Origin of the sequence: Roseateles albus (genome assembly GCF_028595345.1) — a bacterium.
GTDB classification, from domain to species: domain Bacteria; phylum Pseudomonadota; class Gammaproteobacteria; order Burkholderiales; family Burkholderiaceae_C; genus Paucibacter_A; species Paucibacter_A albus.
Genome location: NZ_JAQQXT010000003.1, coordinates 399,744 through 424,537, shown reverse-complemented (window position 1 = coordinate 424,537; position 24,794 = coordinate 399,744). Strand labels below are relative to the sequence as shown.

The window sequence follows — 24,794 nt, the reverse complement described above, 5'->3', positions numbered from 1 at the left end:
TTTGACAGCAGCAGCATGACTGAGCCCCAATCGTTCTCGGTCTCCAGCGTCTATCAGCAGCTTGAGCAGGCATTGCGCGAGCGCGATGTCATTCTCGAGACCGCCGGCGTGGGCATTGTTTTTGTCAAGCAAAGGCGCGTTAACAGGTGCAATCAGCGATATGCCGAGATCTTCGGCCACGCTCGGGCGCAAGACATGCTGGGCTTCAGCAGCGTCGAGCTTTACCCCGACGAGGCCGCGTTCAAGCAGTTGGGTGCGCAGGCCTATCCGGTACTGGCCACCGGTCAACGCTTCAAAACCGAACGCCTGATGAAGCGCCTGGGCGGCGAGCAATTTTGGTGCAGCCTGACCGGGCGCCTGGTCAACCCCGCTGACGCCAAGGAGGGATCGATCTGGATCGTCGACGACATCAGCGAGCAAAAAGCCGCCGAGGCTGAGTTGCTGTCGATCACGACCGGCCAGCGTTTGATTTTGGACCATGCGATGGTCGGCATCGTGTTTCTGCGCGATCGTCAGGTGACACAGTGCAACCGCAGCTTCGAGGAGCTGCTGGGCTACGCGTCGGGAGAGCTCGACGGCGGCTCCTCGCGCCAGTGGTATTTGAGCGACGCCGACTGGGAAGCCGCTGGCCAGCAGTGTTATGCGCCCTTCGCTGCAGGTCATGCCTTCCAAGGCGAGATGATGCTGCGCAAGAAGGACGGCTCGCCAATCTTCTGCGAGGTGCGCTCCAAAGCCGTAGATCCAAGCAATCTGGCCCTGGGCTCGATCTGGATCACCATGGACATCAGCGCCCGCAAGGACGCCGAGGCCGCCCTTGTGCAGGCCAAACAGCAGCTCGAACAAATGGTGGCCCAGCGCACCCAGGAGCTCAATGCCTCGGTCAAGGCGCTGGAGCAAAAGGTCCTGGAACAGCAAGCCTCCGAGGCGCGCATTCAGCAACTCGCGCATTTCGACACGCTGACCGGCCTGCCCAACCGGGCTTTGCTGAATGAGCGCAGCAACCAAGCGATCGACATCGCCAAGCGCCACAGCAGCACGCTGGCCCTGCTCTTCCTCGATCTGGATCATTTCAAGAACGTCAATGACTCGCTCGGACACCGTTTTGGTGACGAGTTACTCAAGGAGCTGGCGCGCAGGCTCAAATCGGCGGTGCGCGAGCAAGACACGGTCTCGCGCCTGGGCGGCGACGAATTCATCCTGGTGCTGCCCGGCGCCGACGCGGCTGGCGCCGCTCATGTGGCGGCCAAAGTGATGGATCTGGCCTGCCAGGTCTTTCAAATCGAACAGCATGAGATCACGGTCACACCTTCGATCGGCGTGGCGCTGTATCCACTCGACGGCCTTGATTTTGATGCGCTGTGCCGCTGCGCCGATGTGGCCATGTACCGCGCCAAGCAGGACGGGCGCAACACCTACCGGTTTTTCACCGCTGAGATGCAGGCCGAGTCCGCCCGCATCCTGCTGCTGGAAAACGCCTTGCGCCGCGCGCTGGAGCGTGATCAGCTGAAGCTGCACTATCAGCCACAAATCTGCATGACGAGCGGCCGAGTGATAGGGACCGAAGCCTTGCTGCGCTGGCATCACCCCGACCTGGGCGCCATCAGCCCGGCAGAATTCATTCCGATCGCCGAGGCCAGCGGCCTGATTCTGCAAATCGGCGAGTGGGTGCTGCGCACCGCCTGCCTGCAGCTCAAGGACTGGATGACGCAGGGCTTGCCCCCCATCATCATGGCCGTCAATCTGTCCTCGGTGCAATTCCGCCGTGCCGACCTGCCGTCCCTGGTCAGCCGCATTCTGGACGAATGCCAGCTAGCGCCCGCGTTGCTTGAGCTGGAACTGACCGAGGGGGTCGCCATGAACGATCCGCTCGGCGCCATCGCGGTGATGAATGACCTGCATGACCGTGGCATTCGCATGTCGATCGACGACTTCGGTACCGGCTACTCCTCACTCAGCTATCTGAAAAAGTTCCGCGTTTACAAGCTCAAGATCGACCAGCAGTTTGTGCGCGACCTCAGCGATGACCCCGAAGACCGGGCGATTGTGAGCGCCATCATCAGCATGGCCAAAAGCCTCGGCCTGCAAACCATCGCCGAGGGCGTGGAGACACAGGGCCAGCTGGACTTTCTGCGTGAGCAAGGCTGCAATGAGGTACAGGGTTACTTGTTTGCCAAACCGATGCCAGCGGAAGAGTTCGGCCCTTTCGTGCAAGCGCGCACCAGATAGCTGCCAAACCTAAGGGCAAGCTGGCACGCTGGCTTCTAAGCCATTGCGCAAGCAGCCTTGGCCCGCTTCTGCCAGACTACCCCCATGAATCAAATGCGCAAATCCAATTTAGTCATCAGCGCTGCCTTAGCTGCCGGCCTAGCCTTGTCCAGCTGTTTTTCCTCGGCCCAAACGCTGCGCTGGGCCAGCGCCGGCGACCCGCTTACGCTGGATCCCTACGCTCAGAATGAAACCCTAACAAACACCGTCAACGGGCAGATCTACGAATTCCTGGTCACCCGCGACAAGCAGCTCAAGCTGGTGCCGCAACTTGCGACCGAATGGAAACAGACCGGGCCGCAGAAATGGCTGCTCAAGCTGCGCCCAGGCGTGAAGTTTCATGACGGGCGAGCTTTCACAGCCGACGATGTGGTGTTCTCCATCCAGCGCGCGCGCCAGCCCAGCTCGCAGATCGCCATGTATGCCAATGCCGTGGGCGAGCCGCGCCGAGTCGACGACTTGACGGTCGAGTTCAACTTGCCCCAGGTCAACCCGATCTTTCTTCAGCATCTCAGCACCCTCTACATCATGAGCCGGGGCTGGGCCGAGGCCAATAAGGCGACCAAGACGCAAGACTTTGCCAATAAGGAAGAAAGCTATGCCGCCTTCCATGCCAATGGCACCGGCCCTTTCATCCTGGTCAGCCGCGCACCGGACAGCAAGACCGTGTTCAAGCGCAACCCCAATTACTGGGGCCAGATCGAAGGCAATGTGCAAGAGGTGATCTACACCCCGATCAAGAGCGAAGCCACACGCACAGCGGCGCTGATCTCGGGCGAGGTGGACTTTGTGCTCGACCCCGCGCCACGCGACTTGGCCCGACTGGCACAAAGCAGCGGCCTGAAGATCATCAGCGGGCCCGAGAACCGCATCATCTTCATTGGTCTCGATCAAGGCCGTGACGAGTTGCTGTCCGGCAGACCCAAGGGCAAAAATCCCTTCAAGGACGTACGCGTGCGGCGCGCGCTCTACCAGGCCATCGACATCGAGACCATCAAGACCCGCTTGATGGACGGCCAGGCTGCGCCGACTGGCGCTATGGTGCCCTCGCCCTTGGGCAGCTTCAATGATCCGGCGCTGGAAGCGCGCCTGCCTTTCGATCTGGCGGCCGCCAAAAAGCTCTTGAACGAGGCAGGCTACGCCAGCGGCTTCGAGTTCACGCTCGATTGCCCGAACAACCGTTACGTCAATGATGAGCGCATCTGCATGACGCTGGCCTCGCAATGGGCCAAGCTGGGACTCAAGGTCAAGGTCAATGCTCAGCCCAAGGCGCTGTTCTTCAACAAGATCGAGAAGCTCGATACCTCGGCCTATCTGTTCGGCTGGGGCGGCGCCATCACCGACCCGGAAAGCATCTTCACCAGCCACTTCCGCAACCGGGGTGACAAAGGCGTAGACAAAGGCGTCGGCGAATACAACCGCGGCAACTTCAAGGATGATGAGCTTGACGCCGTCGTTGCCGCCTCCAGCCGCGAGCCCGATGAAGTCAAGCGTCAGCAACTGATCAAACAAGCGCTCAAGCGCATGGCCGAGCAGCTGCACTACATCCCGCTGCACCGCCAATACATCCCCTGGGCGGCGCGCAGCAATGTCACGGTCGTGCACAGGCCGGACAACTGGCTGGAATGGCGCTGGATTACGGTCGCACCCGCGCCCAAGTAAACAAGGTAGATGGGCTGATGGTGCCGCTCGGCGCCCCTACAAGCCGCGAGCAGCAACTGACAAGACAGGCGTGACATGCGTTTTGCAGCGCATCTTTGCGCTCGCCCTGCGTTTTTCTCATATGCATAGAAGAACTTCTTGGTTCACGCGCCCTGCCTGCTTGCTTACAGTGGCGCTGAACCTTATGCATAAGCTTGCTCTAAAGCTCCTCTCAGCCCATCACCGAACGCTCTGTATCCATGAACGCCATCCGACGCCACTTCTCCCTCGCGACCGCAGCCCTGCTGCTGAGCGCTGCCGGCCTGACCCAGGCTCAGGCCCAAGTCTCTTTGCTCAATGTCTCCTATGACCCGACGCGCGAGCTGTATCAAGACTTCAACAGCGCTTTTGCCAAGCATTGGAAGGCCAAGACCGGCGAGACCTTGACGGTCAAGCAGTCGCACGGCGGCTCAGGCAAGCAAGCGCGCTCGGTGATCGATGGCCTGGAGGCCGATGTGGTGACGCTGGCCCTGGCCTATGACATCGACGCGCTGCACGACAACGCCAAGCTACTGCCCGCAGACTGGCAAAAACGATTGCCTCACAACGCATCGCCCTACACCTCGACCATCGTGTTCCTGGTGCGCAAGGGCAATCCGAAGAAGATCACGAACTGGCCGGATCTGGCCCGTTCGGGTATCGATGTCATCACGCCCAACCCCAAGACTTCGGGCGGCGCGCGCTGGAACTATCTGGCCGCCTGGGGCTATGCCTTGCAGCAGCCCGGCGCCAATGCCGACAGTGCCAAAGCCTTTGTTAAACGCATCTACGCGAACACCAAGGTCTTGGACTCGGGCGCGCGCGGCTCGCTGACCACCTTCACCGAGCGCGGCATCGGCGACGTGCTGATTTCATGGGAAAACGAAGCCTATCTGGCCGTCAAGGAGTTGGGCCCGGACAAGTTCGAAATCGTGACACCCAGCCTGTCCATCCTGGCCGAGCCGCCGGTGGCCGTGGTCGACAAGGTGGTCGACAAACGCGGCACGCGCAAGCAGGCTCAGGCCTATCTGGAATACCTCTACACAACGGAAGGTCAGGAGATTGCCGCCAAGCATTACTACCGGCCGCGTGACCCCAAGGTGGCGGCCAAATATTCCAAGCAGTTCAGCCAGACCAAGCTGATCACGGTGGATGAAGTCTTCGGCGGCTGGCGTGCGGCCCAGAAGACGCATTTCGCCGACGGCGGCTACTTCGATCAAATCTACACGCCCGGTCGCTGAGAGCCAGGCCGGCCTTTTTAGCTCTTTAGCCTTTTAGCGATTCAGCGCCGGCTCAAGCCTTGCCGGTTGACCCGAACCCCGCCTCGCCGCGCTGCGAAGCATCGGAGAAATCATCCACCACACGGAACGCCGCCTGCACCACCGGCACCAAGACCAGCTGCGCGATGCGCTCCATCGGCTCGATCACAAAAGCGGTCTGACCGCGATTCCAGCAGCTGACCATCAGCTGGCCCTGGTAATCCGAGTCGATCAGCCCGACCAAATTGCCCAGCACGATGCCATGCTTATGGCCCAGACCCGAGCGCGGCAGGATGATGGCGGCCAGACCAGGGTCGCCAATATGAATGGCCAGTCCGGTCGGGATCAAGGTGGTTTGGCCGGGCTCCAGGGTGATGGCGGCGTCCAGGCAGGCGCGCAGGTCGAGGCCGGCGCTGCCAGGGGTGGCATAGGCGGGCAACTGCTCAGCCATGCGGGTATCGAGCACTTTCAGGTCAACCGTGGTCATTTGCTTTTGGTCTTCTTTTCAAAACGCTCGGAGATCTCACGCACCAATTCGCGCGCCAGGCTGAGCTTGTCGTTATGGGGGATTTCGCGCTCACCATCGGCGTCGATCAGCAGCAGTGCGTTATGGTCGAGGCCAAAGGTGGCCGGACCGATATTGCCAACGATCAGCGGCACGCCTTTGCGCAGCAGCTTGGCGCGACCATGCTTGGGCACGTCCTCGCTCTCGGCGGCGAAGCCAACACAAAACGGACTGTCGGCCAATTTGGCGACTGAGGCCAAAATGTCCGGGTTCTCCGTCATGCTCAGGCTCGGCGGGCTGCCACTGCCGTCCTTTTTGATCTTGTGCAATTGCACGGCCGCCGGCCGCCAATCGGCCACCGCTGCGGTGGCGACAAAGATCTCATGCTGCTCCGCCAAGGGCAGCACTGCGTCAAACATCTGCTGTGCCGTCTGCACGTCGATGCGTTTGACGCCGCGCGGCGTGGCCAGATGCACCGGGCCGGCCACCAGCGTGACCTCGGCGCCGGCCTCGCGAGCCGCGCGGGCCACGGCAAAACCCATCTTGCCGCTGGAGTGATTCGTTATCCCACGGACCGGGTCAATCGGCTCAAAGGTCGGGCCGGCGCTGATCAGCACACGGCGACCCGCCAGTAGCTTGGGCTGAAAGAAGGCAATCACCTCGTCCAGCAACTCGGCCGCTTCCAACATGCGGCCGTCGCCGACCTCACCGCAGGCCTGCTCGCCGCTGCCGGGGCCAAACAGGCTGGCGCCGTCGGCCTGAATCTGCGCAACATTGCGCTGCGTGGCCGGGTGCGCCCACATCTCGCGGTTCATCGCGGGCGCCACCGCCAGCGGGCAGCGCTCAAGCGGCCGCGCCAGCGCGGTCAGGCTGAGCAAATCATCGGCCCGGCCCTGCGCCAGCTTGGCAATGAAATCCGCACTGGCCGGCGCCACCAGCATCAGATCGGCCTCGCGGCTCAGATTGATATGCGCCATATTGTTGGGCTCGCGGGCGTCCCATTGGCTGCTGACGACGGGCCGGTTGGACAGCGCTTGCATCGTCACCGCGGTGATGAAATGTTCGGCCGCTTCGCTCATCACGACCTGCACGGTAGCGCCGGCCTTGATCAGCAAACGCGTTAACTCAGCGGACTTGTAGCAGGCGATGCCGCCGGACAGGCCGAGCAAGATGTGCTTGCCGGCAAGGGCATGGGCATGGGAGTCAGACATGGCAGGCCTTTGTACTCAAGCCTTGCGGCGGAACACCACGTCCCAGACACCATGGCCGAGCTTGATGCCGCGGTTCTCGAACTTGGTCAGCGGGCGATAAGAAGGCGTCTGGGCAAAACCTTCAGCCGTGTTCTCGAGCAGCGGCTCAGCGCCAAGCACTTCCAGCATTTGCTGGGCATAGGGCTCCCAATCTGTCGCGCAATGCAGGTAGCCACCCGGGCGGATGTGCTTGACCAACTGAGCGACAAACGGCGACTGGATCAGCCGGCGCTTGTTGTGGCGCACCTTGTGCCAAGGGTCGGGGAAAAAGATGTGCACGCCGGCCAGCGAATCGGGCGCAATCATCTGCTCCAGCACATCGACCGCGTCATGCTGAACGATGCGGATATTGCTCAAGCCCCGCTCGTCGATATGTTTGAGCAGCGCGCCGACGCCGGGCGCGTGGACTTCGCAGCCGATGAAGTCGGTATCAGCGAGTGTTTGTGCGATCTTGGCGGTGGCGTCGCCCATGCCGAAGCCAATCTCGAACACCAGCGGCGCCTCGCGACCAAACACCTCGGCCGGATTCAATCGCTCGGCCTTGAAGGGCAGCACGAACTTCGGACCCAACTCGGCCAAGGCCTTGACCTGGCCCGAGCCCATGCGACCGGCGCGTACGACAAAGCTCTTGATCGGGCGATGCTGGGCCGGGTCTAGCGGCTTTTCTGGCGCGTTCATTGGCGCGTTCTCTGGCGTGCTCTCGGGAGCGGGTGCGGGGGTGGTGTCAGACATGCCGTTGAAGTTGATAAAGACGCGAAGCGGGGTCGGAAGTCTAGCCGACCCGCGCCAAGATGGGCGAGGCAGGCTGCCAGCCATTGGCGTCTTCGCTCAAATGGCAGGCCGCCTGCAACTGCGCCACCGCACGTTCGGCGGCAGCCAAATCTGCCGCATGCACATAAGCCAATGGCTCGCCAGTGCGAACTTCATCGCCCAATTGCCGCATGGCGCTCAAACCGACCCGGAAGTCGATCACATCACTCGCCTTGCGCCGGCCGCCGCCCAGCTCGACGATGGCAATACCGATATCGCGGGTCTGCATGGCCGTCAGGCGGCCGCTGCGCAGGGCCGGCGCCGGGATGATCACCGGCGCGCTAGCGAGATAGGCAGTCGGCCTCTCCAGCAGATCGGCCGGGCCACCAAGACCGGCCACCATGCGGGCAAAACGCTCGGCGGCAGCGCCGCTGTCCAGCGCTTGTTGCAGCTTCAGCGTCGCCTCGGTCGTATCGCGCGCCAGACCACCCAAGAGCAGCATTTCGGCGCCCAGGGCCAGCGTCACCTCATGCAGACGCGCGTCACGCAAGCCCTCGCCCTTCAAGTAACGGATGGCCTCGGCCATCTCCAGCGCATTGCCGACCTCACTCCCCAGCACCTGACTCATATCGGTGATCAGCGCCCGCGTCGGCAGGCCGGCGCCATTCGCTACTTCGACAATGCTCTGCGCCAATTCTTGGGCCATTTGGGGCGTGTCGGCAAAAGCGCCGTTGCCGCATTTCACGTCCATGGCCAAGCCTTGCAGACCTGCGGCGAGCTTTTTGGACAGGATGCTGGCTGTAATCAGCGGCACACTTTCGACGGTCGCGGTGACATCGCGAGTGGCATATAAACGCCCATCGGCCGGCGCCAGATCGGCCGTCTGGCCGATCACCGCGCAGCCGACCTCACGCACCACCCGGTCGAACAAGGCGGCCGACGGTGTGCAGCTGTATCCAGGGATGGCATCGAACTTGTCGCGCGTGCCGCCGGTGTGGCCCAGGCCACGGCCGGAGATCATCGGCACAAAGCCGCCGCAGGCAGCCACCAGGGGCGCCAGCATCAACGAAACCTTGTCGCCGACGCCGCCGCTGGAATGCTTGTCCAGAACCGGCCCCGGCATATCGGGCCAGCTCATCACACGGCCGGAGCGCATCATCGCGGTGGTCAGCGCCACGCATTCGGCTTTGCCCATACCTCGCAAAAAAACTGCCATGCCCAAAGCGGCGACCTGCCCCTCGCTCCAGCTGCCGTCGACCAAGCCGCGCACAAAGTGTTCGATCTGCGCCAGCGACATTGCCGCGCCGTCACGCTTGGTGCGGATGATCTCCTGAGCAAGCATGGCCGGCTCTCAGTAAACGCTCCTGGCGGCGGCGACTTGGCTGCCGGACAAGACCGCCTCGATATCGCCAAGTAAGGCGCTGGCGCCAAAGCGCAAGCGCTGCGGCCCAATCGCCGCTGCGCCAAGATGGGTCTCGAACAGCTGCAAATAGACTTGCGCGTCGGCCACCGTGCGGATACCACCCGAAGCCTTGAAGCCGGCCGAGCCCAGGCCGCTGAGCTTGATTTCTTTAAGAATCACGCCGGCCGCTTTGGGCGTCGCCGACACTTTGGTCTTGCCGGTGCTGGTCTTGACGAAATCGGCCCCGGCCATCAAGGCGAGGCGCGCGCCCTGTGCGATCAAATCATTCGTCAGCAGCTCGCCGCTTTCGATGATGACCTTGAGCGTCAAGGGCCGCGTCGCATGACGCACTTCGGCCAAGAACTCCGCACATTCGACCGTCTGGCCCTTGATCAAGGCTCGGTAAGGCAAGACCACATCGACTTCGTCGCCGCCGGCCGTAGCAATCTCTTGCACATCGGCCAAGGTGCGAGCCAGATCCAAATCACCGGCGGGAAAGTTGGCCACCGCGGCGACACGAATATTGGCGGGCAACAAGGCACGCGCCTGGGCCACAAAACGCGGCCAGACACAGACGGCCGCCACCGGGCCAAACGGAGTCTGGGCACGGGCGCAAAGTGCATCGATATCGGCCGGGGTGTCGCCTTCATTCAGGCTGGTGAGGTCCAGGCATTGCAAGGCCTGCTGGGCCGCTTTTTTCATCAAACTCTCATCCATCATCAAGCCACCGGCTGCAAGGAAGGCAAGTCGGCCAAGCCGGCCACCACCGCGCCCAGGAAGCTGGCGGCGCGTTCGCCCGACAGGCTGGCTTGCTGCAGCGTCAAGGCATGGGTCAGCGCTTCGGCCGACAGGCCGGCGGCCATATTAGTCATCAAGGCCAGACCCATCACGCGCAGGCCGGCGTGGCGGGCCAGAATGGTCTCGGGCACGGTGCTCATGCCAACCGCGTCGGCGCCCCAGGCGGCGAACATGCGGATCTCGGCCGGGGTCTCGAACTGCGGGCCTAGCGCCCAGCAATACACGCCCTCGCCCAGCATCAGGTTCTGCGCTTGTGCGACCTTCTTGGCGTGCGCTCGCAACTCGCCGTCATAGGCATGGCTCATGTCGACAAAGCGCTCGCTGCCCTGCTCGCCCACCAGCGGCGAGCGCTGCGGTGCGTTGATATGGTCACTGATCAGCATCAGGCTGCCGGGGCCCATATTCGTGCGCAAAGAGCCCGAGGCATTGGTCTGCAAGAGCACTTGCACGCCCCAGCGCTTCAAGCTGCGCAAGGCGCCGGCCATGCCGGTGCATTCGCCGCTCTCATAGGTGTGAGCGCGGCCACGCAACATCACGACGCGCTGCGCGCCAATGCTGCCGACAACGATCTCGTTGACATGGCCTTCAACCTTGGGCTGCGGGAAAGCGGCCAGCTCGGCATAGGACAGGTGCTTGGCGTCCTGCACCAGACTGACCGCGCCGGCCCAGCCCGAGCCCAGCACCACGGCCACGGCGGGGGCTGCGCCGAAAGAATCGTTCAGCTTGGCTACCGTGGCGTCGATCGCGATATTGAGGGTCTTGTTATCAATCATTATTTTTTAACTCCACTGACGGTGAGATGTTCGGGGCCGAAACTGAAGGGCAGCAATTCGCCCAGCGTCCATTGCTGTTTGATGCCGGATGGGTCGCCGGCAATGATGAGTAAATCTTGGCCGGCGAATTCACGCAGCTTTTGCCGGCAGCCGCCGCAAGGCGTGATCACGTCCGGGCCGGGGCCGGTCACCAGCACGGCCGTCGCGCGTTTGCCGCCGGCCATCACCATCGCGGTCAGCGCCGAGGCCTCGGCGCACCAACCTTGCGGATAGGCCGCATTCTCGATATTGGTGCCGACATGGATGCGGCCCTGCTCGTCCAGCAGCGCCGCACCTACCGCATAGCCTGAATACGGCGAATGGGAATGTTCCCGAGCGCCCAAAGAGGCTTGCAGCAGCTGCGCTTGTACTTCTTGCGTGAGCTTCATTTCTTCAACGCTCCTTCACTTCAACGTTCTTTCACATACGGCCGGCCCAGCGCCTTGGGCGCCAGGGCCTGGCCGATAAAGCCGGCCAACAAAACAACGGTCAGCAGATAGGGCAAGGCCTGGATCAGCTGCACCGGTATCTCGGCACCGCCCAAGCCAGCAGGCAAATGAGCGCCTTGCATGCGAATCGCGACCGCGTCCAGAAAGCCGAACAGCAGGCAAGCGAACATCGTCGGCAGCGGACGCCACTTGCCGAAGATCATCGCCGCCAGCGCGATATAGCCGCGCCCCGCCGTCATATTGGGCGAGAAGGCCGCGTTCTGCGCCAGCACCAAGTAACTGCCGGCCAGGCCGCACAGCAGGCCGTTGATCATCAAGGCGGCATAACGCAGACGCGGCACGGACACACCGGCAGCGTCCACCATGGCCGGGTTCTCTCCCACCGCGCGCAGGCGCAGGCCCGGCTTGGTGCGCTCCAGAAAGAACCAGACGCCGGCCACCAGGGCAAAGGCCAGATAAACCAGGATGTTGTGGCTCAAGAGGCCATGGCCGATCACCGCGCCCAGCCAGGGGCCCAAATCCGCCACCGCGCCATCCAGCTCGCTCCAGGCCGGGATCAGGCCGGTCAGGCGCAAATCCGCCGCTACCGGCGGGGTCTGCCCGCCCTGTTGGAACCAGGCAATGCCCAATACGACCGTCAGACCTGCCGCCACCATATTCAGCGCCACGCCCGACACCACCTGGTCGCCGCGATGCGTGACACAGGCAAAACCGTGGATCAATGAAATGGAACAAGCCACGGCAATCGCCGCTAACATGCCCCAACCCGTTGAATGGCTGACACTGGCGGCGGCCGCTGCAGCAAAAGCGGCGAACAGCATCTTGCCTTCCAGGCCGATGTCCACCACGCCGGAACGCTCAGCAACCAGGCCAGCAAGCGCGCACAACAAGAGCGGCGTGCTAACGCGCAAGGTAGACGCCAACACTGAGCCGATCAATATCTCATCCATGAGCTGGCTCCTTTGGCTTGAGGGCGGCATAAATGCGGCCGAACATCGGCGCACTGACGGTCGCCATCGCACCGGCAAACAAGACGATCAAACCTTGCGCCGTGACCACCATTTCGCGGCTGAAGCCGGGCAACTCGAACGAGACCTCAACACCCCCCTGATAGAGCACGCCAAACAGTAGCGAAGCCAGCACGATGCCGACCGGATGGTTGCGCCCCATCAGGGCGACCGCAATGCCCGTAAAGCCGGCGCCGGCGACAAAGTCCAGCGTCAGCTTGCCCTGCACGCCGGAGATTTCATTGACGGCCACCAAGCCCGCCAAAGCGCCCGACAAACCCATCGCAATCATGATCTGCCAGCGCGGCTTGATGCCGGCGTAATGCGCGGCGCGCGGCGCGCTGCCGACGGCACGCAAGGCGTAGCCGGCCGCACTCTTCCACAAAAACCAGTGCACAAAGAAGCAGGCCAGCAGCGCCAGCAACAGACTCAAGTTAAGCGGCGACGAAGGCAGCTCAAGGCCGAATTTTGCGGCGATCTCATGCAGGGCAGGCATGCGGGCCGACTCAGCAAAGACATCGCTCTCCACCGACATGCTGCCCTTGGGCCGCAGCCAGTTGACCAGCAAATACACATTCAGGCTGGCTGCCAGGAAGTTGAACATGATGGTGGTGATGACCACATGGCTGCCGCGCCAAGCCTGCAGCGCCGCAGGCACCAGGGCCCAGACCATGCCGAACAAGGCCGCGGCCAAGACCAGCAGAGGCAACAACAAGGCGGCCGGCAACAGCGGCCCCAAGGCCAGCGCCAGCAGGCCCAAGCCGATACCACCCAGCGTCGCCTGCCCCTCGCCGCCGATATTGAAGAGCCCACCGTGAAAGGCCACCGCGACGGCCAAGCCGGTGAACACAAAGCTCGTCGTGTAGTAGAGCGTGTAACCGATGCCGCGCGCGTTGCCCAGCGCACCCTGCAAGAGCACGGTGAGCGCTTGCAAAGGGCTCTGACCAATCGCCAGCACAACCAGGCCAGCGACGCCCATCGCTACACCCAAATTCCACAGCGGCAAGAGGCCGACGTCGATCCAACGCGGCAGCGCGGCGGTTTGGTTTGCGCTCATGCCGAAGCCTTTTCATTCAAATCGGCTTGCGCTGCCATCAGCAGGCCCAAGCTCTTCTCGTCACAGTCGGCAATGTCTAACTCCCCAGTCACTCGGCCACCATTCATCACAATCACGCGGTCCGCCAAGGCCAATATCTCATCCAACTCGCTGCTGACCAAGAGCACCGCGCAACCGGTGTCGCGCAGCGCGCGCAACTGGCCGTGGATGAACTCGATTGCGCCGATGTCAACGCCGCGCGTCGGCTGGCCGACCAGCAAGACCGTCGGCGCCTGCCCAATCTCACGCGCCAACACCAGTTTTTGCTGATTGCCGCCGGAGAACTTGGACGAGCCCAGGTTGACGTCGCGCGGCCGCACATCAAAGCGTTCTTGCATCAGGGCGGTCTGCTCTCGCATCAAGCCTTGGTTCATGCCCAGCCCGGCCGGGCCGCTGCGATAGCTTGGCAGATTCTGATAGCCGAGCGCGGCAGTTTCCCAGGCCGGGAAGTTCATCACCATTGCGCAGGCATGGCGATCTTCGGGCACATGGGCCAGCTTCAATTCACGCGCCCTGCTCGGCGTCAGCCAATTGCCGGCGGCCGCATCAAACGGACTGTTGTCGAGCTGCAAGTGGCCCGCCTCGGGCGCCAACATGCCAGACAGCACCTCCAGCAACTCGCTCTGGCCATTGCCCGACACACCGGCCACGCCGACGATCTCGCCGGCATACAAGCTCAGGCTCACGCCGGCCAGCGTCGGCACACCATTGGCGGCGCGCAGGCTCAAGTCGCGGGCTTGCAGGCGCAGCGCCTTTTGAGCGACGACGCCCTCGGATTCCTTGCGGCCCAAATTGACCTTGCGCCCGACCATGGCCTGGGCCAAGTCCTCGGCACTGGTGTCGGCGATTGGCGTGGTCTGCACGATCTGGCCGGCCCGCATCACGGTGACCGTGTCGCACAAGGCCATCACTTCCTTGAGCTTGTGGGTGATCAGCAAAATTGTCACACCGCTCGCTCGCAAGCGCCGCAGCGTCTCGAACAACTGCTGGGTTTCCTGCGGCGTCAGCACGGCCGTCGGCTCATCCAGAATCAACACGCGGGCGCCCCGGTAAAGCGCCTTCAAAATCTCCAGGCGCTGCAACTCGCCGACAGGGAGGTCGCCGACCATGGCGTCCAGCCTCACATGCAGGCCGGTCTCGGTCATCAAGGCTTGCAGCTTGGCCCGCACCTTGCGCGCGCCGCTGGCCAAGAAGAAGCCGGGCTCCGCACCCAGCATCACATTGTCCAGGCAGCTCAAGGTATCGACCAACATGAAGTGCTGATGCACCATGCCGATGCCCAGGGCGATAGCCTGTTGCGAGTTGCCGATATGGACCGGCTGCCCCGCCACTTCAATCGAGCCCGAGTCGGCTTGGTAATAGCCATAGAGAATGGCCATCAAGGTGCTCTTGCCCGCTCCGTTCTCGCCCACCAGTCCATGCACCGTGCCGGCAGCCACGGTCAGGCTGACCTCGCGGTTGGCCTGCACCGCGCCGAAGCGCTTGGAGATCGCAGACAGGCGCACGGCGGGTGCCGCAGCGCCCTGGCTTGCTGAACGTTTCATCAGTACTTGCAGGCGCCGTCAGCCATATAGTCGGCGACGCGAATCTTGCCCGCCACGATGTCGGCCTTGATCGCATCGACCTTGGCCTTCAAGGCCGGCGTGACCAGCTTGGCATTGTGTTGGTCCAGCGCATATTCAACGCCGCCGTCCTTCAGGCCCAGCATCGTGGTGCCGGGCTTCCAGCCCTTGAGCACGTTATAGACCGCCACATCGACGTTCTTGACCATTGAGGTCAGCATGGTGCCGGGCTGCAAATGGTTTTGGTTGCTGTCCACGCCGATGGCCAAGCGGCCGGCATCCTTGGCGGCCTGATAGACGCCAGAGCCGGTGCCGCCGGCGGCGGCAAAGACCACATCCGAGCCCTTGGCAAACTGTGCCTTGGCCAACTCACCGCCGCGCGTCGGGTCGTTCCAGGCGCTCGAGGTCGTTCCTGTCATATTGGAGAACACCTCGGCCTTGGGGTTGGTAGCCTTGGCACCCTGCTCGTAACCGCACTGGAATTTGCGAATCAGGGGGATGTCCATGCCGCCAACAAAACCGACCTTGCCGGTCTTGCTGGCCAGCACGGCCATCGCACCGACCAGATAGCTGCCCTCATGCTCCTTGAACAGCAGCGACTGCACATTGGGCAGCTTGACCTCGGCATCGATGATGGCGAATTGGGTCTTGGGGAACTCTTTGGCAACCTGCTCCAGCGCCGAGGCTTGGGCGAAACCAACACTGATGATGGGGCTGGCGCCACGCTCGGCCATGCGGCGGATGGCCTGCACGCGCTGCGTGTCGTTGCTGATCTCGAACTCGAGATAGGGCTTGCCGGTCTCCGCCTTCCAGCGCTCGACGCCCCGGTAAGCCGACTCATTGAACGATTTGTCGAACTTGCCGCCCATGTCAAAAATCACCGCCGGCTTGGTCTGGGCCTGCGCGGCCAGCGCCAACAATGACAAAGCCAGCGCCAGGGCTGTGCGAGCAGGAGGAGCAAACTTCGGGGAAGCAATCATGGCTTGGAGCTTTGGCTAAAAATCATCTGCGCGAATATCGGCAGAACAGGCATGCTCAGGCGGACCCGAACAAGGACCGTGCATTGTAGGAAATTTGCAGGTCTTCCCGTCTAAAGGAAAACGCTAAACGTTTGCGCCCTCGATTTTGTGCGGAAAAACAGCGGTTTTTAGCTTCTGCACTTTTGACCTGCACCCTTGCCCCGCGCCTTTGCCGCCCACCTACTAACAGCGACCAACACAGACCAGCATTGGCCGAACTTGGCAAAGTTTTGGCAATCTTTCAGCCAAGCGGCGGCCTTGTCTTGTCGAAGTCGAGGCCAGCAGTTCGGACAGCCCCAAGGGGTTTGCATAGGTCTTGACGCAGCTTCGCTCAAGTACAGTTCGAACTCGGCGCGTAGCCCCCTTCGCCCATTCAGGTCCCCCTGACGACTCTTCAACGCATGCGACCTACTACGATTCTCTGCTTGGCCCTCGCCTGCAGCGCCCAGTCCTGGGCGCAGGACAAGCCATTGGACTTGACCTCGTTGCCGTTTGAGAAACTCACTCAAACAGACGTGATCACCGCGTCCAAACTAGCCAAGCAAGTCAGCGATTCACCTTCGGCGGTTTCTATCGTGACCGCTGCCGACATCCGAACTTTTGGATATCGCACCTTGGCCGACGTCATCAACAGCATGCGCGGGCTCTACACCACATTTGATCGGCGCTATGAATATCTGGGCGGCCGAGGTTTTGGTGCACCGGGTGATTATGTCGGCCGCATCATGGTATTGATTGATGGCAGCGCCACCCAAGACAATCTCTACAACCAAGCCTATATTGACAACTCGGGCTTGATTGACCTCGAACTAATAGACCGGGTTGAATATGTACCCGGCACCGGCTCGGTCACTTACGGCAACAATGCCTTGTTGGGGATTATCAATGTCATCACCAAAAAAGGCAGCGATTTCAATTCAGCCCAGGTGGCCGCTGACGTTTTCAGCCATGGCGGCCGCAAAGAGCGGCTGAGCTTCGGCAAGAAGTTGGACAACGGCCTGGACCTGTTGTTCTCGGCGTCTTGGCTCAAGAGCGATGGGCAAGACTTCTACTTCCCTTACTTTGACACTCCCAAGCAAAACAATGGTTGGGCCATCGGTCAGGATTTTGAAGAGGCTCGGCGCCTGTTCGCGAAAGTTGAATTCAATGGTTTGAGCCTGCAGGCCGCCAGCGTGACCCGAACCAAGGCCTCCCCTCTACCAAGACGCGAGGACGCTTTCAACCGGATCTACCATTTGGTCGACGAGACCAGCCACGCCAGTGCGAAATATGACTTCAATATCAGCCAGGATTTCAAATCGGTTTCGCGCCTGTACTACGGCCTGTATGAAGATAAATCGATTCGCGAATATGGCGCCATAGACCCCAAGGAGCAATTCAGGCAAAACCAACATGAAGGCCGGTGGTGGGGACTCGATCAAAAGTTTGCGCTGACCCGCTTTACCGGGCATACCTTGGTTTTTGGAGCCGAGTACCGGGATGATTTCAAACAAGTATTTTCTCCGGTGGCGCTGGATGCCAAATTTCAAAAACAATTCGTTTATTACCGCTACCCCTATACCAACAGGACTTACAGCCTGTATGCCACCGACGAGTTCACCGTCAGTGACAAACTGAGCGCCAATGTCGGCCTGCGCTATGACAAACCCAATGCCATCGACTGCTCGGTCGAACCTTGCATTCGCTATGCCCACAAGGCCGCCATCAGCCCGAGGCTGGCGCTGACCCTGCAGGCCGACGCCGAGACCACCATCAAGGCGTCCCACAGCCAGGCTTTTCGCCTGCCCAACCCCTACGACATCAGCTCTTCCAAGCAATCGGACTTGTTCAAACCCGAGCATGTCAGCGCGTCAGAGTTGGTGCTGCTACACGACGTGAGCCCCAAGCTGCGCTTGACCGGATCGGTCTACCACTATGTCTTGTCTGATCAGCACTATGTGGCGTCCGCCAGCGGTGCCGATGTCTTCGATGGTCAGAGCAAAACCAAGGGTTTGGAAGTGCAGATCGACCAAAGCTGGGCCGGCGATGTGCAGCTGCGCGCCAGTGCCGCTTGGCAAGACGCCACGGACTCCGAAGGGTTGCGACTGGTCAATTCGCCGCGCAGCTTGGGCAAGGTCAATCTCAGCTGGCCGGCGCTCGACAACATCTTGCGCATAGGTTTGGAAGCCCAGTACCTGGGCTCTCGCATCACCAAGGAGTTGCGCAACTCAGACAACGTCATGGTGCGGCCGGGCCGCCCAGTGGGCGGCACCAGCTTCTTCAATCTGACGCTGACCTCCGCGCAGCGGTGGAACGGTCTCGGCGCGTCCTTCAGCATCAAGAACGCATTGAATCGCCAATTTGAGGTGCCGGCCTCGGTGGTCCGGAACACGCGCGAAGGCATGGCGCTTGACACCATGCAGATGGACGGGCGGACTTATTGGCTGCAAGTCAGCTGGGACTTCTGGAAATAAGGATGAAGCGCCTTTTGCTGTCGAAGCTGAGATTGCTGCTGCCGGCCTTGCTGCTGGGGGCCGGCCTGAGCTCGACCTTGTGCCCGACTGCGAGAGCGCAAGCCGTGCCCGAGTACGCCATGAAGGCCAGCTATCTTTACAACTTCATGATCTTTGCCGAATGGCCCAATTTGGACCCCCAAACGCCGCAGGAAGGTCTGACGCTTTGCGTGCTGGGTCAGGACAGTTTCGGCGAGGCCTTGAGCAGTCTCGAAGGCAAGAATGTCAACGGCCGGCGCTTGTCGGTCAGCCGCATGAACGGCTTGGCCGGTATCAAAAAATGCCAGCTGCTCTTCGTCACCGAGCAAGAGGCACCCAATATGCAAGCCATCCTGAAACACTTGGCGGACGCGCCGGTCTTGACGGTGGCCGATACGCCGGTGGCAGCCGGTGCGGCAATATTATTGTCGCTGGACGGCAAACGACTGGTGTTTGATGTCAATATCCAGCGGGCCAAAAAGGTCGGCATCGTTTTGTCGTCCAAAGTCTTGCAATTGGCCAGAAGCACGAATTGACGCCCAACCCCAGCCCGCCTATCCAACCCGACCCTGAAGCAACGGTGACAAGTCCTCAGACCAGCACAGCCCTGAATCATGCCAAGCAGCGCTCCTTGGTCACGCGGCTTGAGCGCATTCTTGCCGCCGCGCTCGCGGCAGCCTTGGCCATCGCGCTGCTGCTGACCTCCGCGCAGGAGGCCGTGATGCAGCGCGCCGCCGTGATCGACGGCAGCCAAGCCTGGCTCAATACCCTGGCGGTGCAAGCGGCGTCTCCGCTGGTTTTTGATGACGAGAAGGCGGCCGGTGAAATCTTGCGCGCCGCCAGCATCTATCCCGGTCTGCAGTCGGTCTACATCTTGCGCGTCAACGGCAGCATCATTGCCAGCCACCTGGCCAGCGCAAACATGGGTCTGAGCAATGCCGAGTTGCAACTGCAGCGCGAATCCCGCCTGTTCGAGAACTCGCTGATCTTGGCTGCACCGGTGATGTTGTCGGATGCTCGCGTGGGTACGCTGGTTGCCAAGGTGGATTTGGCGCGGATGTGGCAATCCATTCTTCATTTCGCCCTGGCCCTGGTGCTGACGCTGGGGCTGTCGGGTGCTGCAGCCTTGCTTTTGGCACGCCGCTTCTTGCGTCGTGCGCTGACCCCCATCACCGGCCTGAAGCAGGTCATGGAAGAGGTGTCACAACGCGAAAAGTTCACCGTTCGCGCCCAGGTGGTGGCCAATGACGAGGTCGGCGCGCTCAGCACGGTGTTCAACCGCATGCTCGACCAGATCGTCAAACGCGACAGCCAGCTGGAGGACAGCAACAGCCGCTTGCTGGCCCTGAAAGATGCGGCCGAACAGGCCTCGACCCTGAAGAGTGCTTTCCTGGCGATGATGAGCCATGAGTTGAGAACGCCGCTGGCCGGTATTTTGGGCATGCTCAAACTTGGCTTGCGCGGGCAGATGGAGCCGCTCGCGCGTGAGCGCGTTGATTTGGCCAGCAAGAATGCGCAGGCCTTGCTGCAGATCGTCAATGATTTGCTCGATGTCTCCAAGATCGAGGCCGGCAAACTCAAGCTGGAAACGGTGGACTTTGCCTTACGGCCCTTGCTGGACGACGCCATGCAACTGCTGAACGAGCGCGCGGGCCAAAAAAGCATACGGCTGGAGCTGCACCTGGACCCGCAAATACCGGATTACCTGCAGGGCGACCCGACAAGGCTGCGCCAAGTGCTGTTGAATCTGGTCGGCAACGCCATCAAATTCACCGAACGCGGCGGTGTCACCGTGGCCGCCAGCTTGAGCAGCCCCGAGCGTTGCGACGCGACCGGGCCTGGGCCCGCGCAAGTATCGATTTACTTCGCCGTCCAAGATTCAGGCTTGGGCATCAGCGAGGAGGCTCAGGGACGGCTATTCCAGAAGTTCGAACAGGCCGATATGTCGACCACGCGCAATTTCGGCGGCACCGGCCTGGGCTTGTCGATTTGCAAGCAGTTGGTGGAATTGATGGGCGGGCGCATCGGCCTGCAAAGCAGCCTGGGCGCGGGCAGCACCTTCTACTTTGAAGTGCCCTTTGCACTTGGGCAAGAGCCGCAGCAAGTGGTCGAGCAGGACTTAGTCCCCCATGCCCATGCGCTGCATGTGCTGGTGGCCGAGGACGCGCAGACCAATCAGTTGATCATCAAGGCCCTGCTCAACGATATGGGCCACACCCTGACCTTGGTGAACAACGGGGAGCAGGCCTTGCAGGCGCTGACCCAGGAGGCCTTTGACCTGATCTTGATGGATGGCCGTATGCCGGTGATGGATGGGCTGGAAGCGACCGGCCATATCCGCGCCGGACGTTGGCGCGAGCTGGTGTTCCCTGAGCCGCAGATCCCCATCATTGCCTTGACAGCCAATGCTTCCGAGCAGGACCGAGCGCGCTTCCTGAGCAGCGGCATGGCCGGTTTTCTGAGCAAGCCCATCGACGAGCGAGCGCTGCATCAGGTGCTCGCCGACGTTATTGAAGCGCGGCGCATCCAAGGTCGCCCACTCAGGCCGCGCAATGTGCCGCCTGAGCTGCCACGCGATCAGCCCATTGATCAGTCTGAGCAAGGCCCACACATCCCAGCAAGCCCTTCGGCACCGAGCAGCCCCGCCACCCCGGTCAGCAAGCAAGAGATTCGAGCGCAGCGCGTGCGCGAACTGAAGGGGCAGATGTTGAGCGCCTTCAAGGAGCAATGGCCCTTGCGCCTGCAGGAAATCGAAGCCGCGATGACCCAAGCCGACTGGCCTGCGGCAGCCACCACCGTGCACGGCATCAAAGGCTGCCTGGCCTTCATCGAACCCCAGGGGCGCAGCTACGACTTAAGCGATGAACTTGAGCGCTTCGCCGATATGCGCCAAGGGGAACAATTTGCCGCCGGACTTGAGCAACTCAAGCTTGCGCTTGATCAAACATTGAGTCAGCCAAGTTCCTGAGCGCCGCCCGGCATGGGTACAATGCGAATAATTCTTGATTGCATTAAACCCACTTCAAAATCCATGACCCACGAAGCCCCAGACAGCCTGGCCGAGGCCGCGATTGGCGCGGCGCTCAGCGTCGTTGGTGTGAGCTCACCCAGCTATGCCCCCGAGTGGGCCGAATGGCTGGAAGAGCTGGGATTTTTGCCCGGTGAAGCGGTGCGGGTGATAGCGCGCGGCCAACCCGGCGCAGACCCCTTGGTGGTGCGCATCGGCCAGTCGACGTTTGCGCTGCGGCGGGCCGAAGCGGCCTGCATCACCGTCTTGAATGAGGGAAGCCTCGGTGCGTGAAGCCGTCATCCATCTGCACCCGAGCGGCCCCTTGTTGGCGCTGGTGGGCAACCCGAACTGCGGCAAGACCGCCCTCTTCAACCGCCTGACCGGCAGCCAGCAAAAAGTCGCCAACTATGCCGGCGTGACGGTCGAGCGCAAGGAAGGACGCCTGAGCAGCGCGGCGGGCAAGAGCCTGCGCCTGCTCGACCTGCCCGGCACCTACAGCTTGCATCCGCGCTCGCCGGACGAGCGCGTCACCTGTGATGTCTTGGCCGGCCGTGCGCGCGGCGAGAAGCGACCCGATTTGGTGATTTGCGTGCTCGACGCAACCAATCTGCGCCGCACCTTGCGCCTGGTACTGGCGGTCAAGCGCCTGGGCCTGCCCTGCGTGGTGGCGCTCAATATGACTGACTTGGCCGACCGCCGCGGCATCCATATCGACGCCGACAAGTTGGCCGCGGCCATCGGTGTGCCGGTGATTCGCACCGTAGCCACGCAAGGCCTTGGCGTGGACGAGCTGAAGTTGCTGCTCGATCAGCGCGAGGTCTGGTCGCCGGCTGCTGAGGCCTTGCCCGAGCTGAACGCGGCCAGCGCGCCGGCAGGGCATCAAGCCAGCGACCACGCCGCCGTGCGGCAGATCTTGCAGGCGCTGGACCTCGACCAAGTCTTGCCGCATTTGCCCAGCGACCGGATAGACCGGGTCTTGCTGCACCCAGTTGCCGGCCCGCTGATCTTGATGCTGGTGTTATTCCTTTTGTTCCAAGCGGTGTTCAGCTGGGCCGAATGGCCCAAAGATCAGATCGAAGCGGGCATGGCTTGGCTGGGGCAACAGGCCTCGGGCCAGCTGCCAGACGGCTGGTTGCGCAGCTTGATCGTCGACGGCTTGATCGCCGGTGTTGGCGGCGTGCTGGTGTTTTTGCCGCAGATTCTGATTCTTTTCTTCTTCATCCTGGTGCTGGAAGAGTCGGGCTATTTGCCGCGCGCCGCCTTCTTACTCGACCGTTTGATGGGCAGCGTGGGCCTGTCCGGGCGCAGCTTCATCCCCTTGCTGTCGAGCTTTGCCTGCGCGATTCCCGGCATCATGGCCACGCGCAGCATCGCCAACCCGCGCGACCGTTTGGTCACCATCATGATTGCCCCGCTGATGACCTGCTCTGCCCGCTTGCCGGTCTATGCCTTGTTGATTGGGGCCTTCATTCCGCAGCGCCTGGTATGGGGTGGCTTCGAGCTGCAAGGCTTGGTCTTGCTGGGGCTCTATTTGGTCGGCATCTTGGGCGCCCTCGCCGTCGCCTGGGTACTCAAACGCTTCACCAGCGGCAGCCAAGTGAGGCCACTGATGATGGAACTCCCGAATTACCACTGGCCCAATCCGCGCAATGTGATGATTGGCCTGTGGCAGCGGGCCGCGATCTTCATCAAACGCGTCGGCGGCATCATCTTGTGCCTGACCTTGCTGCTGTGGGCGCTGTCGAGTTTCCCCGGCAAGCCGGACGGCGCCACCGGCGCGGCCATCGAGTACAGCGTGGCCGGCATGCTCGGGCGCGGCCTGGCCCATGTGTTCGAGCCGATTGGCTTCAACTGGCAAATCAGCCTGGCCTTGGTGCCCGGCCTGGCAGCGCGCGAGATCGCCATCAGCGCCTTGGGCACCGTCTATGCCTTGTCGGCCGGAGCCGAGGACGCGGCCCAAGCCTTGACACCGCTGATCGCGCAGAGCTGGAGCCTGCCGACCGCTTTGTCCTTATTGGCTTGGTTCGTCTTCGCGCCGCAATGCCTGGCTACTTTGGCGGCGGTGCGGCGAGAAACCGGCGGGCTGCGCATGCCGCTGGTGATGGCCGCCTACCTGTTCGGCCTGGCCTACTTGGCGTCCTTCGTCACCTTCAGGCTCAGCACATGGCTGCTGAGCTAGTCAGCTCAGCGCATCATCGAGCGAATGGAGCCACACACACTCAACAAGGCCGGCCCATCCATGCGCCCGATGATGTTGCGGATCACCCCGCCCATCAGCTGCTGCACGCCGACCATACCGAGATTGGCCGACTGCTGAATCACAAAGCCGGCCTTGGCTTGTTTGAGTGGGGCGAGGAAATAAAAATCCATGCCGGCAGTCATCAACACCACGACCATATCGGCCAAGGCTGCCCGGTGCTCGCCGGGCGCGTCCGCCTGCTCCATCGCAGACAGCACCTTCAGCGTCTGCTTTCGCATGGCCTGGCTGTGCATAAAGCGCAGCGAAGGCTGGGCCGACGGCTCCTCAAGGGCTTGTGGGGCCGCCTCCTCACTTGCCGCCGTACCCCGCTTTGCGGGCTTGGACGCCTTGGCCGCAACGGCCGACTTGCCTGTCTTGGCCGTCTTGGCCGTCTTGGTAGGAGCAGCCGTTCTTACGCTGGAAGCGGCGGAGGATTTGCGCGGAGTTGAGGTCACCATGAACCGGATGATAGCCAGCAGCTTCAACATTTCACGCAAACCGGCACGGGCCGCGCGGCCTACGGCCGACACTCGGGTTTACGCCGATAGTCAGCAAGCACCAAACACAGATTTTTCTCGAAAACTCTCCCTACAATCCGCGCAGTCGGCCGCCATGCTCGGTCGCGTCCATTTGCACACCGACACATCGAAAGAAACCCATGAAAATCTCCAAGCTGATGGCCGCCCTCTTGTTGCCCTGCGCCTCGCTGGCCTTTGCAGCACCCGTCAAATACATCATCATCGACCACTCGACCGCCCCCTGGATGGATCAAGCCAGCGCCGAAGCGATCTGGTTGAAGGCCCCCACGGCCAAGTTCGTCAAGCTCTTTCCCGCCAAAAAATGGGGCTTTCTGAGCCAAGTCGAAGGTGGCATTGATGCGAACAAGACTTGCGTGATCACCGCCCGCACGCTGATGCTGCCGGTCAAGGGCAAGGATCTGCTTTTCAAGCCGGCCAAGAGCGCCACCACATTTGGCTCGCAAGCCAATGCATCGGTGGAACAGTGCAAAGCCTTGGCTTCAGCCAAGTTGGACGAAGCCGTGCAGGCGCTGGGTTCGGCGCTGATACCCAACTAAGGTCTGCGCCGGCACTCAGGCCGGCACTGTCTGCAAGCAGGCTTTGGACCTGGCTGCCTCCCGCACCCGCTGTTTCTTACCGAGCAGCGGGTGTTGTTCTTTCTGCACTGACCTCGTGCCTGCAATCGGGGGCTGATTTGTGTCC

At 61.9% G+C, this 24,794-nt stretch carries 21 protein-coding genes; 9 read left to right on the top strand and 12 right to left on the bottom strand.

The annotated features are described in order from the left end of the window. Positions 1-15 precede the first annotated feature (15 nt). The 3 genes from PRZ03_RS07210 to PRZ03_RS07200 all read left to right on the top strand — a co-directional run bounded on the left by PRZ03_RS07210 (position 16) and on the right by PRZ03_RS07200 (position 5,186). Positions 16-2,226, top strand: a complete 2,211-nt coding sequence (locus tag PRZ03_RS07210) for a sensor domain-containing protein (protein ID WP_273599657.1) — start codon at positions 16-18, stop codon at positions 2,224-2,226. A 93-nt stretch (positions 2,227-2,319) separates the two neighbouring features. Then, positions 2,320-3,927 (top strand): ABC transporter substrate-binding protein, encoded by a 1,608-nt coding sequence (locus tag PRZ03_RS07205; protein ID WP_273599656.1) that lies wholly within the window; start codon positions 2,320-2,322, stop codon positions 3,925-3,927. 239 nt (positions 3,928-4,166) lie between these two features. Continuing rightward, on the top strand, positions 4,167-5,186 hold the full coding sequence (locus PRZ03_RS07200; RefSeq protein WP_273599655.1) for a sulfate ABC transporter substrate-binding protein: 1,020 nt from the start codon (positions 4,167-4,169) through the stop codon (positions 5,184-5,186). A gap of 52 nt (positions 5,187-5,238) precedes the next feature. Here the strand turns inward: PRZ03_RS07200 and dut are convergent, their stop codons facing one another. Genes dut through PRZ03_RS07145 form a run of 11 tightly spaced genes read right to left on the bottom strand, consistent with a single transcriptional unit; the run spans position 5,239 to position 15,815 of the window. Further along, positions 5,239-5,691, bottom strand: a complete 453-nt coding sequence (gene dut / locus PRZ03_RS07195) for a dUTP diphosphatase (RefSeq protein ID WP_273599654.1) — start codon at positions 5,689-5,691, stop codon at positions 5,239-5,241. Continuing rightward, positions 5,688-6,920: a bifunctional phosphopantothenoylcysteine decarboxylase/phosphopantothenate--cysteine ligase CoaBC gene (coaBC, locus tag PRZ03_RS07190; protein WP_273599653.1), complete on the bottom strand. Its 1,233-nt coding sequence runs from the start codon at positions 6,918-6,920 to the stop codon at positions 5,688-5,690. The genes dut and coaBC overlap by 4 nt, the downstream gene beginning before the upstream one ends. A 15-nt stretch (positions 6,921-6,935) precedes the next feature. Next, positions 6,936-7,691, bottom strand: coding sequence for a tRNA (guanosine(46)-N7)-methyltransferase TrmB (gene trmB / locus PRZ03_RS07185; protein ID WP_409993934.1), 756 nt, complete (start codon positions 7,689-7,691; stop codon positions 6,936-6,938). 40 nt (positions 7,692-7,731) lie between these two features. Next, positions 7,732-9,051: a thymidine phosphorylase gene (gene deoA / locus PRZ03_RS07180; protein ID WP_273599652.1), complete on the bottom strand. Its 1,320-nt coding sequence runs from the start codon at positions 9,049-9,051 to the stop codon at positions 7,732-7,734. A 9-nt stretch (positions 9,052-9,060) separates the two neighbouring features. Continuing rightward, the gene (gene deoC, locus PRZ03_RS07175) at positions 9,061-9,813 is read right to left on the bottom strand and encodes a deoxyribose-phosphate aldolase (RefSeq protein ID WP_273599651.1); all 753 of its coding nucleotides are present in this window, start codon (positions 9,811-9,813) and stop codon (positions 9,061-9,063) included. A 17-nt stretch (positions 9,814-9,830) separates the two neighbouring features. Next, on the bottom strand, positions 9,831-10,682 hold the full coding sequence (locus PRZ03_RS07170) for a purine-nucleoside phosphorylase (protein ID WP_273599650.1): 852 nt from the start codon (positions 10,680-10,682) through the stop codon (positions 9,831-9,833). After that, on the bottom strand, positions 10,682-11,110 hold the full coding sequence (gene cdd, locus PRZ03_RS07165) for a cytidine deaminase (protein WP_273599649.1): 429 nt from the start codon (positions 11,108-11,110) through the stop codon (positions 10,682-10,684). Before cdd ends, PRZ03_RS07170 begins: the two co-directional genes overlap by 1 nt. A gap of 20 nt (positions 11,111-11,130) precedes the next feature. Continuing rightward, the gene (locus PRZ03_RS07160) at positions 11,131-12,120 is read right to left on the bottom strand and encodes an ABC transporter permease (protein ID WP_273599648.1); all 990 of its coding nucleotides are present in this window, start codon (positions 12,118-12,120) and stop codon (positions 11,131-11,133) included. Beyond that, the gene (locus PRZ03_RS07155) at positions 12,113-13,234 is read right to left on the bottom strand and encodes an ABC transporter permease (protein ID WP_273599647.1); all 1,122 of its coding nucleotides are present in this window, start codon (positions 13,232-13,234) and stop codon (positions 12,113-12,115) included. The genes PRZ03_RS07160 and PRZ03_RS07155 overlap by 8 nt, the downstream gene beginning before the upstream one ends. After that, complete coding sequence (locus PRZ03_RS07150; RefSeq protein WP_273599646.1) at positions 13,231-14,817, bottom strand: ABC transporter ATP-binding protein; 1,587 nt, start codon at positions 14,815-14,817, stop codon at positions 13,231-13,233. Before PRZ03_RS07150 ends, PRZ03_RS07155 begins: the two co-directional genes overlap by 4 nt. After that, the gene (locus PRZ03_RS07145) at positions 14,817-15,815 is read right to left on the bottom strand and encodes a BMP family lipoprotein (RefSeq protein ID WP_273599645.1); all 999 of its coding nucleotides are present in this window, start codon (positions 15,813-15,815) and stop codon (positions 14,817-14,819) included. The genes PRZ03_RS07150 and PRZ03_RS07145 overlap by 1 nt, the downstream gene beginning before the upstream one ends. 509 nt (positions 15,816-16,324) lie before the next feature. Between PRZ03_RS07145 and PRZ03_RS07140 the strand changes: the two genes are divergently transcribed. The 5 genes from PRZ03_RS07140 (at position 16,325) to feoB (ending at position 23,514) form a co-directional block, all read left to right on the top strand. Then, positions 16,325-18,307 (top strand): TonB-dependent receptor plug domain-containing protein, encoded by a 1,983-nt coding sequence (locus PRZ03_RS07140; protein ID WP_273599644.1) that lies wholly within the window; start codon positions 16,325-16,327, stop codon positions 18,305-18,307. A gap of 2 nt (positions 18,308-18,309) precedes the next feature. After that, complete coding sequence (locus tag PRZ03_RS07135; RefSeq protein ID WP_263533042.1) at positions 18,310-18,861, top strand: YfiR family protein; 552 nt, start codon at positions 18,310-18,312, stop codon at positions 18,859-18,861. Between the two features lie 44 nt (positions 18,862-18,905). Further along, on the top strand, positions 18,906-21,293 hold the full coding sequence (locus PRZ03_RS07130) for an ATP-binding protein (protein WP_273599643.1): 2,388 nt from the start codon (positions 18,906-18,908) through the stop codon (positions 21,291-21,293). A 63-nt stretch (positions 21,294-21,356) separates the two neighbouring features. Continuing rightward, the gene (locus tag PRZ03_RS07125; protein WP_273599642.1) at positions 21,357-21,626 is read left to right on the top strand and encodes a FeoA family protein; all 270 of its coding nucleotides are present in this window, start codon (positions 21,357-21,359) and stop codon (positions 21,624-21,626) included. Then, on the top strand, positions 21,604-23,514 hold the full coding sequence (gene feoB, locus PRZ03_RS07120; protein WP_409993933.1) for a ferrous iron transport protein B: 1,911 nt from the start codon (positions 21,604-21,606) through the stop codon (positions 23,512-23,514). Before PRZ03_RS07125 ends, feoB begins: the two co-directional genes overlap by 23 nt. Positions 23,515-23,519: 5 nt before the next feature. Here the strand turns inward: feoB and PRZ03_RS07115 are convergent, their stop codons facing one another. Beyond that, complete coding sequence (locus tag PRZ03_RS07115; RefSeq protein ID WP_273599640.1) at positions 23,520-24,032, bottom strand: hypothetical protein; 513 nt, start codon at positions 24,030-24,032, stop codon at positions 23,520-23,522. Positions 24,033-24,232: 200 nt separating this feature from the next. On the opposite strand from PRZ03_RS07115, the gene PRZ03_RS07110 reads away from it, so the two are divergent. Then, positions 24,233-24,649, top strand: a complete 417-nt coding sequence (locus tag PRZ03_RS07110; RefSeq protein WP_263533047.1) for a hypothetical protein — start codon at positions 24,233-24,235, stop codon at positions 24,647-24,649. Positions 24,650-24,794: the final 145 nt, after the last annotated feature.

Excerpts from the sequence above, each read along its gene's own strand:
- PRZ03_RS07125 (WP_273599642.1), top strand. The coding sequence starts at position 21,357 with ATGACCCACGAAGCCCCAGACAGCCTGGCCGAGGCCGCGATTGGCGCG.
- PRZ03_RS07115 (WP_273599640.1), bottom strand. The coding sequence starts at position 24,032 with ATGGTGACCTCAACTCCGCGCAAATCCTCCGCCGCTTCCAGCGTAAGA.
- dut (WP_273599654.1), bottom strand. The coding sequence starts at position 5,691 with ATGACCACGGTTGACCTGAAAGTGCTCGATACCCGCATGGCTGAGCAG.
- deoC (WP_273599651.1), bottom strand. The coding sequence starts at position 9,813 with ATGAAAAAAGCGGCCCAGCAGGCCTTGCAATGCCTGGACCTCACCAGC.
- PRZ03_RS07205 (WP_273599656.1), top strand. The coding sequence starts at position 2,320 with ATGCGCAAATCCAATTTAGTCATCAGCGCTGCCTTAGCTGCCGGCCTA.
- PRZ03_RS07155 (WP_273599647.1), bottom strand. The coding sequence starts at position 13,234 with ATGAGCGCAAACCAAACCGCCGCGCTGCCGCGTTGGATCGACGTCGGC.
- PRZ03_RS07150 (WP_273599646.1), bottom strand. The coding sequence starts at position 14,817 with ATGAAACGTTCAGCAAGCCAGGGCGCTGCGGCACCCGCCGTGCGCCTG.
- feoB (WP_409993933.1), top strand. The coding sequence starts at position 21,604 with ATGAGGGAAGCCTCGGTGCGTGAAGCCGTCATCCATCTGCACCCGAGC.
- PRZ03_RS07160 (WP_273599648.1), bottom strand. The coding sequence starts at position 12,120 with ATGGATGAGATATTGATCGGCTCAGTGTTGGCGTCTACCTTGCGCGTT.
- deoA (WP_273599652.1), bottom strand. The coding sequence starts at position 9,051 with ATGCTTGCTCAGGAGATCATCCGCACCAAGCGTGACGGCGCGGCAATG.
- PRZ03_RS07210 (WP_273599657.1), top strand. The coding sequence starts at position 16 with ATGACTGAGCCCCAATCGTTCTCGGTCTCCAGCGTCTATCAGCAGCTT.
- PRZ03_RS07170 (WP_273599650.1), bottom strand. The coding sequence starts at position 10,682 with ATGATTGATAACAAGACCCTCAATATCGCGATCGACGCCACGGTAGCC.
- PRZ03_RS07200 (WP_273599655.1), top strand. The coding sequence starts at position 4,167 with ATGAACGCCATCCGACGCCACTTCTCCCTCGCGACCGCAGCCCTGCTG.
- cdd (WP_273599649.1), bottom strand. The coding sequence starts at position 11,110 with ATGAAGCTCACGCAAGAAGTACAAGCGCAGCTGCTGCAAGCCTCTTTG.
- coaBC (WP_273599653.1), bottom strand. The coding sequence starts at position 6,920 with ATGTCTGACTCCCATGCCCATGCCCTTGCCGGCAAGCACATCTTGCTC.
- PRZ03_RS07145 (WP_273599645.1), bottom strand. The coding sequence starts at position 15,815 with ATGATTGCTTCCCCGAAGTTTGCTCCTCCTGCTCGCACAGCCCTGGCG.
- trmB (WP_409993934.1), bottom strand. The coding sequence starts at position 7,691 with ATGTCTGACACCACCCCCGCACCCGCTCCCGAGAGCACGCCAGAGAAC.
- PRZ03_RS07110 (WP_263533047.1), top strand. The coding sequence starts at position 24,233 with ATGAAAATCTCCAAGCTGATGGCCGCCCTCTTGTTGCCCTGCGCCTCG.
- PRZ03_RS07135 (WP_263533042.1), top strand. The coding sequence starts at position 18,310 with ATGAAGCGCCTTTTGCTGTCGAAGCTGAGATTGCTGCTGCCGGCCTTG.